We start from the raw sequence: 10,472 nt of genomic DNA on the forward strand, positions 1-10,472 counted from the left end.
CTAAGGTTTTTGTCAACGTTCAAACCCGGAAGGAACCTGCATGGAGCTCGGGCTCGAAGTAGACGAAAGTCGAGCGCCCTACACGGTCTTGTCCGTGAAGGGTGAGATCGATGTTTACAGCGCACCGCGTCTGCGGGAGCGCTTGGTGGAGCTGGTCAGCCAGGGTCACCGCCAGATCGTGGTGGACCTTGAAAGCGTGGACTTTCTCGACTCCACCGGGCTGGGGGTTCTAGTCGGCGGCCTGAAGCGGCTGCGCAGCCATGACGGCGAGCTCTCCATCGTGTGCAGCCAGAGCCGGATCCTGAAGGTGTTCGAAATCACCGGGCTCACTTCGGTGTTCAGGATGGCGTCCACCGTGGACGAGGCGACCGCCAGCTAGGCGGCTCTCGACCGGTTAGGCACGCCAAATGGAGCTGTCGCTAGAGCTGTCGATCCCGTCCAGGCCGGAATACATCGCAATAGTCCGGCTGGTCGTGGCGTCGCTGGCGGCGGCCAGGCGGAATTTGGCGGACGAGCGGATCGACGACTTGAAGCTGGCGGTCTCCGAGGCATGCACGAACGCGATCGAGGCCAACCTCTCGAGTGGGCACGACGCACCTGTGGTGGTGAGCCTGTGGGAAGCGCCGGAACGATTCGAGGTCTGTATCGCCGACTCTGGCCCCGGGTTCGACCCTGAGCAGTTGCCGGACCATCCGCCTGTCACCGATCCGGACCGTTTGAACTTCGAGCGGGGGCTGGGAATCCCGCTGATTCGCAACCTGGTCGACGACGTGCGGTTCGAGCCCGGCGAGACCGGGACTGCGGTGTGGATGACCCTTTTCGGTGGCCCGGCAGCCGAAACGGGTGACCAGACCTCTGAGATCCTCAGGGTGGTCACGTCGGAGGACGGCTGAGCCCACCGCCCCGTTAATCCCGACCAGCCCGGTAGGGTTTAGGCTTGTCATGGCCGGTTTCTTCTCGTTTCCGAATCCCGTCAACGAGACATCCGCCCGGGTAGTCGCCGGCGGCGTTGTCGGGATGGCGGGGACGGCCCTGGCATTCGACCAGCCGTGGCTGCTCTTCCCGTTGGCCTACGGCTTCGCCGCGCGGGTGGCCTCCGGTCCGAAGTTCAGCCCGCTGGGTCTGCTCGCGACCAAGTTGGTCACCCCGAAGATTCCGATCGTGCACCGGTTCTCGCCCGGACCCCCGAAGCGACTTGCCCAGGCCATCGGTTTCACCCTTTCCGCCACCGCACTGCTGCTGCACTACGGGTTCGGACGACCGCGAGCCGCCAAGCAGGTGCTCTCCGTGTTGCTCGCCGCCGCTGCCCTCGAGGCCGGCCTCGGCATCTGCTTGGCCTGCAAGATGTTCGCGGTGGGCATGAAAGTCGGCGTCGTGCCAGAAGCCATTTGCGAGGAATGCAACGACATCTGGCGGCGCTACGGCACCACCGCCGCTTGACTTTCGGGGCCCCAAAAAACTACCGTCGCCGCCCACGAAACCATGGATGCGGCCCTCACGAAGTCCGAACGCGAGACACTGAAGGCAATTTGGCGCCTCACGTCTGATCCTCGTTCCGACGGCGGGGCGCGGACGGGGGACCTCGCAACCTCGCTGAGGGTCTCCCCCGGGACCATGACCGCAACCGTGAAGAAGCTCGCCGACCGGGGCCTGGCGGTGCATACCCCCTACCGTGGGGTCGAGCTGACCGAGGTAGGCCGGCGAAGGGCCATGAGCGTCGTTCGCCGTCACCGGATAGTCGAGCGCTTTCTCGCCGACATGCTCGGCTACAGCTGGTCGGAGGCCGACCGGCTGGCGCCCACCTTCGAGCACCAGCTGCCACAGGAGGTCGAGGACAGGCTTTTCGTAGCGCTCGACCGCCCGGCGACGTGCCCGCACGGGTTCCCGATCCCGGGGACGGGTACGGAGACCTTGCCGGCTATGCCGGCCCTCTACGACCTCGAACCGGGAACGCGAGCGACCGTCGCCCTCCCCGGTTCGACCGACCCCGACGTGGCGATGTTTCTCGACAGCCTCGGCGTGCGGCCCGGCGTCGAGGTCGAGGTCAAAGAGAAGCACCCTTTCGACGGCCCACTGGTCGTTGCGGTCGATGGGCACGACCGGACCCTCGGCGAGCGAGTAGCCCGCCAGATCCTGGTCCGGCTGCCCGACACCAGCAACAACACAAACGTGAAGCAGAAGAGGAGAAAGGAAACCGTCTGAGTCATGCGACTCATCGCTGAGGGCGGCTATCAGCCGTTCCACCTCCACAACGCCGAGTGGGCCTGGCTGATCTTTGCCGCCGCGTGCGCGGTGATATCGATCACCACCGGGTTCCTGCTCCTACGATCGATGCTGGCCACCGATCAGGGGACGCCTTCGATGATCAACATCGCCAAGGCGGTGCAGGAAGGTGCGCAGGCGTACCTGACTCGCCAGTTCCGGGTGATCGGGATCATCGTCGTCCCTTTGGCGATCCTGGTGTTCGTCACCGCAAGCAGGGTCACCCGGACGGTGACCGTCAACGGGGTCACGACCAAGCACACCGTCCTGTCGTACGGGCTCTCCGGGCTCTTCAGGGCGATCGCCTTCCTGGTCGGGGCCACGCTGTCCGGCCTCGCCGGGTACATCGGCATGAGTTCGGCGGTCCGCGGCAACGTCCGGACTGCCGCGGCTGCCCGTGACGGCTCGCTCCCGGCGGCGCTCAAGGTCGCGTTCAGGACTGGGGCGATCACCGGCCTCTTCGTCGTCGGGTTCGGCCTGCTGGGGGCGACGATCATCGTGATGCTCGCCCAGAACACCGCGACCGCTACCCTCATCGGATTCGGATTCGGCGGCTCGCTGCTCGCGCTGTTCATGCGCGTCGGCGGCGGCATCTTCACCAAGGCAGCTGACGTCGGAGCCGACCTGGTGGGCAAGGTCGAGGCGGGTATCCCCGAAGACGACCCCCGCAACGCGGCGACCATCGCCGACAACGTCGGCGACAACGTGGGGGACTGCGCAGGCATGGGCGCCGACCTGTTCGAGTCCTACATCGTCATCCTCGTCGCGACCCTCATCCTCGCCAACACCGCCTTCCCGACCAAGGGTCAAGTCGGCCTGGTGTTCTCGCTCATCGTTCCGGCCATAGGCATCCTGGCTTCGATCATCGGCGTTTTTGTCGTCCGCGCCTCGGGCAAGGACCGCACCGCCATGGCGCCGATCAACCGAGGGCTGCTCACCTCCGCCGTCCTGACGGTCGGAGGCACGGCGCTCGTAGCCGGGCTGTACGTCCACAACTGGCGCGTATTCTGGGCCGTGACAACGGGGGTCATCCTCGGCCAGGTGGTCAGCCGGATCACCGAGTACTACACGTCGACCGAAACCTCGCCGGTAAGGGAGATCGCTCAGTCGGCTCGTACCGGACCCGCCACAACCGTCCTTTCGGGCGTGAGCGCCGGCCTGGAATCGGCTGTCCCGGCGATCATCGCGATCGTCATCGCGATCGTGGTCGGGATCGCGCTCGGTCAAGGCCGAATTCAGTACGAGCTGTACCTCGTGTCGCTCATCGGGCTCGGGCTGTTGTCCAACGCCGGCATCGTGGTCTCCGAGGACACCTTCGGCCCGGTCTCCGATAACGCCGCTGGCATCGCGGAGATGAGCGGCGAGTTCCAGGGAGAGCCCGAGCGGATCATGGTCAGCCTCGACGCCGTCGGCAACACCACCAAGGCGATCACGAAGGGATTCGCGATCGGTTCGGCTGTCATCGCCGCGGTGGCCCTATTCGCCAGCTACATCCAGACCATCTCGGAGAACGCGAAGGGCATAACCGGGTCCGGCAACGCACTCTTCACGTCCGTGTCGCAGACCATCATCAACGTCGCCAACCCCAAGACGTTCATCGGCCTGCTCATCGGCGGATCGATCGCGTTCCTCTTCTCGGCGCTGGCGATCCGGGCGGTCGGACGGTCCGCTGGAACGGTCGTTCAGGAGGTCCGCCGGCAGTTCCGCGAGCATCCCGGGATCATGGACTACACCGAGCGCCCCGAGTACGGCCGGGTGATCGACATCTGCACCGCCGCCGCGCAACGCGAGCTGGCGACGCCGGCCCTGCTGGCGGTCCTGTCGCCGGTTGTGGTCGGCTTCGGGATCGGTGACCTTGCCCTCGGCGCGTTCCTCGCCGGGACCATCCTGACCGGTCAGCTGATGGCGAACTTCCTCAACAACTCCGGCGGCGCGTGGGACAACGCGAAGAAGTACATCGAGGATGGACACGAGGGGGGCAAGGGCTCCGAGGCTCACAAGGCGGCGGTCATCGGCGACACCGTCGGCGACCCGTTCAAGGACACCGCCGGGCCGGCCCTCAACCCGCTGATCAAGGTGATGAACCTGGTGAGCCTTCTCATCCTGCCGGCCATCATCAGCCTCCAGAACCACACCGCCGTGCGCTCCGTGATCGCAGCCGGCGCCGCCGTCGTCATCCTCGCCGGCGTGGCCTTCTCGAAGCGGAAGACGGGTGGCATCGACGACGCGCCGATCGAGCCATCCGCCGCGGAAACCGTCGCGGCCGCCGACTGAACCGGTTCGCTCATCGGGCGAAGCTGTGCCAGCCGAGCCACATCCAAGCAACGAGTAACCCGGCTCGCCCGAGCCGGGTACTCGTGATCCCGCGGAACAGAGCGTCGGCGGTAGGCAGGCGGCCGCGAGACGCGATCGCGGTCACCTGGGTGCCGAGCACGGCGAGCCCGACTGCAGCCCAGACGATGAACGATGTCGATCGCCAGCTCATCGTGTGACCAGGTACCAGCCGAGGAGCGCCCACCCTGCGAACGCGCTTGCTCTTCCGGCGGGGCTCCCGTCAACGCCGTCGAGCACGGAGCTCAACGTCGGATGAGCCAACCGCGGCGAAGCGGTGTAGCAGAACAACTCCCATCCAGCGGTGGCCCCGAGCGGCGCCACCCAGAGCAGCCACCGCCGCCGGCGGCCGTCGGTCGATGCCTCATGTCCTCTGGACCGACGGGCGACGATCGCGGGAGTGGAGTGCGACAAGCGTTGGATCGCGACGGTCGCGATCAACGCGCACAGGGCGAGGGCCACAACCAGGTCGGCTGACCAGGTAAAGGGCTTGGAACGGTAAACCTCCACCAGCTCCGCCGCTGTGCAGATGAGGAGAGCGGTTCTTAGGGCGTTCGCCCGGGCCCCCTTGAAGGACGCGCCACGGGATTCGCTCCGCGTTGTGTGTCGCCGACTTCCCTGCGCTTCACTGAGATAGGACATTCGCCTCTCCGGGCGACCGGACCGCAGCCATAGTTTTCTATATGTATGTGGTGTATGTGCCCGAAATGCATGTGCCCAGAACCTGACCGAGGAGGAACCTGACAGCTATGGCGGCCGTCGTCTCCGCTGGGCCGTACTGGTCCTCCGTGGTGCTGGTGGCCGCCGGGTGCGTGCTGTTGTGCAGAGGCGCCAAGCGAAGACCAGGTCCCTGGAGAGTGGTCGCCGCCCGGATCATCGGGTCGTTGCTTCTTGCCGACGCGGTGGTGTACTCGATCGGGTTGGTCGTGGCCGGAACCTGGTCGGCTTCCACCTCACTGCCCTTGGCGCTGTGCAACGTGGGAGTGCCGGTCGCGTCCTCCGCATGCTGGTGGCGGGTCCCTCTGCTGGTAGAGCTCACCTATTTCTGGGGATTGGCGGGAACGCTGCAAGGAGTCTTGACGCCCGATCTGAGCTCCGGGTTCCCCCACCTCGTCTTCTTCGAGTACGTGGCGGGTCACCTGGGCATCGTGGTTGCCGCTTTGTTCCTGGTGATTGGAATGGGTTTGGTGCCTCGGGCCGGCGCAATAGGACGGATATTCGCGGTGACGGCGGCGTACACGGCATTTGTCGGCGCGGTCGATTGGCTGACCGGGTCGAACTACATGTTCCTCAGCAGCCCGCCGACCGAATGGACGGTGCTGAGGTTGCTGGGCGCTTGGCCCTGGTATGTGGTGGGCGCTGCGGGAGTCGCCCTGCCGCTTCTGGTGATCTTGGACTTGCCGTTCTGGCGCGTTCGCCACGAGGGCCGAGAGCTATCGCCCCGATACTTCGGAAGCCGTCATAGACCGGTGGCGACGGGCTGAGGTTCATGTGACCACCGCGCTCCGACTTCACCGATGGAACGATCGGGTCACCGTCGGGGTCGCGCTGGCCGCGCTGGCGGGGGGTTTCGGACAATTTGGTGCGGTTGCTGCTTTGGGCGACGTTGCCAAGGGGTTCGGCCAGGTCACCCACGGAGCGACGGTCGCAGAGCAGGCCGGCCTCTCGGCAACGGTGCTTGGCGCGGGCCTCGCCATCATCCGCCTGGCGTCGTTAGGTGGTCTGCCGGTGGCGGCCTTGGCTGATCGATTCGGCCGGCGGCGACTGCTGCTGGCGACGTTGGCGGGTGGCTTGGGGCTGACCGCGCTCGCAGCGGCGAGCCCTAGCTACTGGTGGTTCGTTGCGATCTTCGCGTTGGGTCGTCCTCTTCTCAGCGGTGCGGACGCGGTGGCACAGGTCTGCGCAGCGGAGCAGACCGACACCGAGAATCGATCCAGGGCGGTTGCTTTGGTGGCGGCGGGTTACGGAGTCGGAGCGGGGCTGACGGCGATCACGCACAGTGTGGGCCTCGGTTGGCTCGGCTTCAGAGGCTTGTTCGCCCTCGCGTTGGTGCCGCTGGCCGGTCTCGGCTTGTTGAGGCGATGGATAGCAGAGCCCGACCGGTTCCTGGCCGCTGCAAATCGAGAGCGACGGTTCCCCGTATTCGGCGGAGTGGGCCGTAACTTTCGCCGCCGGCTTGCTGTCGTCGCGGCTCTTGCGTTCACCTTGTCGGTGATCACCGGCCCTGCGAACGGATTCGCGTTTCTCTATGCCGAGAACATCGTTCGCCAACCCGGCTACGTCACCGCACTGATGGTGGTGGGGGCTGGAGCCGCCGGGCTCATCGGGTTGTTCGTTGGCCAGTGGTTGGCGGACAACATTGGCAGGCGGGCGACCGCGTCATTCGGCATGGTCGGCATCGCTTTGTTTGCGGTCGTCGCCTACTCCGGATCGGGAGCGGCACTGATCGTCGGCTACTCGTTTGGCGTACTGACCGGTTCGATCCTCGCCCCGGCTGTCGGCGCGCTCGTCAACGAACTCTTTCCGACCTCGGTGCGAGGGTCTGTAGCGGGCTGGTGGATAGCAGCGGGTGTCGTCGGCGCCGCGGTCGGGCTGGTGACCTTCGGGGCGGTCGCAGACGTGCGAAACCAGTTTGCCCTGGCGGCAACCGTCACGTTCCTTCCGGCCGCGGTGGCCGCCGGCTTGTTCTGGCTGCTTCCTGAAACGCGCGGCCGCGAACTCGAGCAGCTCAACCCACCCTTATGACGGCGGCACCGGTGATCCTGTCATGCGCCACGTCGGAGAGCGCTTGGTCGACACCTTCGAGCTCGTACGACGTCGTGGTGACGTGGAGATGCAGCCGGTCCGCCGCGAGGAGCAGCTCCTCGCCGTCAGCCCGCGTGTTGGCCGTCACGCTCGTGAGGATCCGCTCCTCGAAGAGATGTCTTCGGTAATCGAGAGACGGAATGTCGCTGAGATGGATTCCGGCTATCGCCAACGTGCCCCCTCGGTCGAGAGCTCCCAAGGCCACGGGAACGAGAGTCCCAACCGGGGCGAAGAGGATGGCCGCATCGAGAGGTTCAGGCGGCGGGTCGGTCGAATCTCTCGCCGATGCGGCGCCGAGATCGAGGGCCAGCCGGCGAGCCTCCGCCGACCTGGTCAGAACGTGGACGGTGGCTCCCTCTTTGATCGCGATCTGGGCCGCTAGATGAGCCGATGCCCCAAAGCCGTAGATGCCAAGCCGGCCGAACCGTGGGAGGTTCGCCCTGCGGAGTGCGCGGTAACCGATGATCCCTGAGCACAGCAAGGGTGCGGCTTCGACATCCGAAAAGCCCGGCGGAAGGAAGTAGGCGTACCCCTCGTCTACGACCGCGTACTCCGCGAAACCTCCATCCTCGTCCCAGCCGGTGAAGAGAGGGGACACGCAGAGATTCTCCCGGCCTGAACGGCAGAACCGGCACGTACCGCACGTATGCCTCAGCCAGGCGATGCCGATCCGGTCGCCTATCTTGAAGCGATTCGCTCCCGCGCCGAGCGCGTCGACCACTCCTACCACCTCGTGACCGGGCGTAACTCCGTGACGCCGCGGAACCAGATCGCCTTCGGCCAGGTGGAGGTCCGTACGGCAGACTCCGCAGGCGAGGACCCGAACGCGGACCTGGCCGGGGCCCGGTAAGGGTTCGTCTCGTTTGACGACCTTGAGTGGCTTGTCGTCGATTGGCGCAGGACGGTCGACAACCCAGGCGAGCACGCTTCCTCCTCCGTCCGAGAGGTTCAGTCGAGACGCTAGGTCATCCTGCCGCCCCGGGGAGCCCGGGCGCGAAGTCACTGACTGCCTGGTCGACGACGGGGTACCAATGATCCTCGCCTATGCGTGCCATCAGCCCGCTTCGAACGAGGCTCTCTCGGACGTTCTGGCTCCCCCGGCCGATGTAGAGCGCGATGTTCGACTTCTGCAGGTGATCAAGGACTTCAGCGAGAGCCCGAGCACCGGTGTAATCGATGTCAGCCATCCCGATGGCGTCGAGCACGACGAGCTTGATCGGACGTCCCGTCTCGGACAAGGTGCTAAGGAACTGTGCCCGGAAGAGATCTGCGTTCGCGTACCACAGCGGAGTGGCGAACAAGACCACAAGTACTCCGTCGACTTGCTCCGTCCTTTCGTCGCTGTGGACCAGAGTCCAACTGGTCGTTCCCACGACTCGGCCGAGGACGTGGAGATTGTGTCGGGCAGTGCGGCGTGTGCGTTCGAGTATCGCGAGCCCCACGGCCACCCCGATTCCCTGCTCGACGCCGACGAGCGTCACGGTCAGGAGGGTGACGAGTGCCAAACCGAGTTCAACAAGGCTGAAGCGGCCTATCGAGATCAGATCGCGCACCCGGAACAGGCGAACAGCGACGTACAGCAACGTTCCGGCCAGCGCCGCAAGCGGAACGTCTTTCAAGAGCCCCGAAGCCGGAATCAGAACGACGACGGCAGTTGCCGCGCCAAGTCCGGCCAATTGTGTTCGGCCTGACGCACTCTCCACCACCGCTGTTCGTGGGGGGCTGGCGTTGACCGGGAATGATCCCGACAAACCGGCCAGCAGGCTGCCCGCTCCCACGCCGACGAAGTCCCGGTTGACGTCGACGTCGTAGCTGCCGCTCTCCGAGAAGGCTCGCGTGGTCGCTGCCGACTGGGAAACCACGATAAGGGCCACCAGTCCCGCGATCGGGGCGAGTTTTCCCAGAGCCGTCCAGCTGACGCCTTCCAGCCCAAAATGGGGAGCCTTGTGTGCGACGGTGCCGAGCACCGCGACTCCATGGCTCTTCAGGTCGAGCGCAGCCACGACGACAGTCGATCCGACCATGCCTATAAGTGCGCCCGGCAACCGTCGGTCAATTCTCTCCAAGCCGATGATCGTCGCGAATACAACCAATCCGATTCCGACTGCCCACCCGTTCGCACTGCCAAGGTGACCGAAGCTGTACCTGATCCTGTGAAGGTTGGATCCAGTGGCCGACGAGATACCGAACAAGTCGGGAAGCTGGTGTATGACGATCACGACAGCGATGCCGGCCAGGAACCCGGTGATGATGGGTACGGAGAGGAACTCGGCGATCCAGCCGAGGCGGGCTATCCCCACGAGCACGACGAAGAGTCCGACCATCACCGCGAGGATCCCGACCAGATCCACATACCTCGAGGAACCCGCAGTTGCGATCCCGCCGACTGCCGCTGCGAATAGGGGCGCAGTGGTTGAGTCGGCGCCGACTGACAGGTGTGGGTTCGATCCGAGAAGCGCGAACATGACTGTTCCGGCGATGAACGCGTAGAGGCCGGTGATCGGTGGCATTGCTGCCAGCCGCGACGTCGCCAGCTGCTCAGGGATCGCGATGGCGAGGAGGGTCAACCCCGCTATCGCGTCCGGCCGTATCCAGGACGTCTCGTAACCATGCAGCGACGTCAGTACCCAGGGATGCGACGCGCGCAGCTTGGCTATCGCTGCCATCAACCGGCTTCAGGTCCGGAACGCCGACCTGGCGGCGGTAGATCCCTCCGCGGCAAGCGACCAGAACGCGTACGTGCCCCTTTTCTTTAGCTCGCAAGCGGCCTGGACCACGGCGCCGAGCGCCACGTTCGCCAAGGCCGATCCGACAGAGACCCGAGCCACCCCCGCCGCGGCCAGGTCCTCGACGGGCGGAACTGAAGGCATTGCGAGAACGTTGACCGGACGGTCGACGCTGGCGACCAACGACCGGATGTCGCCCGGATCGGTGATCCCTGGGGCGTACAGAACATCGGCACCGGCCTCCTGGAACGACTGCAACCTGGCGATCGTCGCAGCGAGGTCCGGGCGGTTGCGGAGATAGTTCTCGCACCGGGCGGTGACGACGAAATGGAGGTCGCCGGCGTGAGC

At 65.6% G+C, this 10,472-nt stretch carries 12 protein-coding genes; 7 read left to right on the forward strand and 5 right to left on the reverse strand.

Annotation, left to right across the window (positions count from 1 at the left end; all coding sequences use genetic code 11):
• Positions 1-40 precede the first annotated feature (40 nt).
• Genes VFZ97_16505 through VFZ97_16525 form a run of 5 tightly spaced genes read left to right on the forward strand, consistent with a single transcriptional unit; the run spans position 41 to position 4,536 of the window.
• Entirely contained in the window at positions 41-379 is a 339-nt protein-coding gene (locus VFZ97_16505) for an STAS domain-containing protein (protein HEX6395036.1), read from the forward strand.
• A 28-nt stretch (positions 380-407) separates the two neighbouring features.
• Positions 408-893 (forward strand): ATP-binding protein, encoded by a 486-nt coding sequence (locus tag VFZ97_16510; protein ID HEX6395037.1) that lies wholly within the window; start codon positions 408-410, stop codon positions 891-893.
• A gap of 49 nt (positions 894-942) precedes the next feature.
• Positions 943-1,440, forward strand: coding sequence for a DUF4395 domain-containing protein (locus VFZ97_16515; GenBank protein ID HEX6395038.1), 498 nt, complete (start codon positions 943-945; stop codon positions 1,438-1,440).
• A gap of 42 nt (positions 1,441-1,482) precedes the next feature.
• Positions 1,483-2,202: a metal-dependent transcriptional regulator gene (locus tag VFZ97_16520; protein ID HEX6395039.1), complete on the forward strand. Its 720-nt coding sequence runs from the start codon at positions 1,483-1,485 to the stop codon at positions 2,200-2,202.
• Between the two features lie 3 nt (positions 2,203-2,205).
• Positions 2,206-4,536 carry a sodium-translocating pyrophosphatase gene (locus VFZ97_16525; protein ID HEX6395040.1) on the forward strand — a complete coding sequence of 777 codons (2,331 nt, stop codon included), beginning with the start codon at positions 2,206-2,208 and terminating at the stop codon, positions 4,534-4,536.
• A 10-nt stretch (positions 4,537-4,546) separates the two neighbouring features.
• On the opposite strand, the gene VFZ97_16530 is transcribed toward VFZ97_16525, so the two are convergent.
• Both VFZ97_16530 and VFZ97_16535 read right to left on the reverse strand, forming a co-directional pair.
• Positions 4,547-4,747 carry a DUF6186 family protein gene (locus VFZ97_16530; GenBank protein HEX6395041.1) on the reverse strand — a complete coding sequence of 67 codons (201 nt, stop codon included), beginning with the start codon at positions 4,745-4,747 and terminating at the stop codon, positions 4,547-4,549.
• Positions 4,744-5,103, reverse strand: a complete 360-nt coding sequence (locus tag VFZ97_16535; GenBank protein ID HEX6395042.1) for a hypothetical protein — start codon at positions 5,101-5,103, stop codon at positions 4,744-4,746. Before VFZ97_16535 ends, VFZ97_16530 begins: the two co-directional genes overlap by 4 nt.
• A gap of 239 nt (positions 5,104-5,342) precedes the next feature.
• On the opposite strand from VFZ97_16535, the gene VFZ97_16540 reads away from it, so the two are divergent.
• Together VFZ97_16540 and VFZ97_16545 are read left to right on the forward strand one after the other, a co-directional pair.
• Positions 5,343-6,077, forward strand: a complete 735-nt coding sequence (locus VFZ97_16540) for a TIGR02206 family membrane protein (GenBank protein HEX6395043.1) — start codon at positions 5,343-5,345, stop codon at positions 6,075-6,077.
• A gap of 7 nt (positions 6,078-6,084) precedes the next feature.
• Positions 6,085-7,338 (forward strand): MFS transporter, encoded by a 1,254-nt coding sequence (locus VFZ97_16545; protein ID HEX6395044.1) that lies wholly within the window; start codon positions 6,085-6,087, stop codon positions 7,336-7,338.
• Here VFZ97_16545 and VFZ97_16550 read toward each other — a convergent pair.
• The 3 genes from VFZ97_16550 to VFZ97_16560 form a co-directional block, all read right to left on the reverse strand.
• The gene (locus VFZ97_16550) at positions 7,322-8,323 is read right to left on the reverse strand and encodes a zinc-dependent alcohol dehydrogenase family protein (GenBank protein ID HEX6395045.1); all 1,002 of its coding nucleotides are present in this window, start codon (positions 8,321-8,323) and stop codon (positions 7,322-7,324) included. The two genes, VFZ97_16545 and VFZ97_16550, sit on opposite strands and share 17 nt — an antisense overlap.
• A gap of 40 nt (positions 8,324-8,363) precedes the next feature.
• Entirely contained in the window at positions 8,364-10,064 is a 1,701-nt protein-coding gene (locus VFZ97_16555; GenBank protein ID HEX6395046.1) for a SulP family inorganic anion transporter, read from the reverse strand.
• 9 nt (positions 10,065-10,073) lie between these two features.
• The coding region (locus VFZ97_16560; protein HEX6395047.1) for an isocitrate lyase/phosphoenolpyruvate mutase family protein at positions 10,074-10,472 on the reverse strand (399 nt) is incomplete at its 5' end.

The organism is Acidimicrobiales bacterium (genome assembly GCA_036378675.1).
Taxonomy (GTDB): domain Bacteria; phylum Actinomycetota; class Acidimicrobiia; order Acidimicrobiales; family Palsa-688; genus DASUWA01.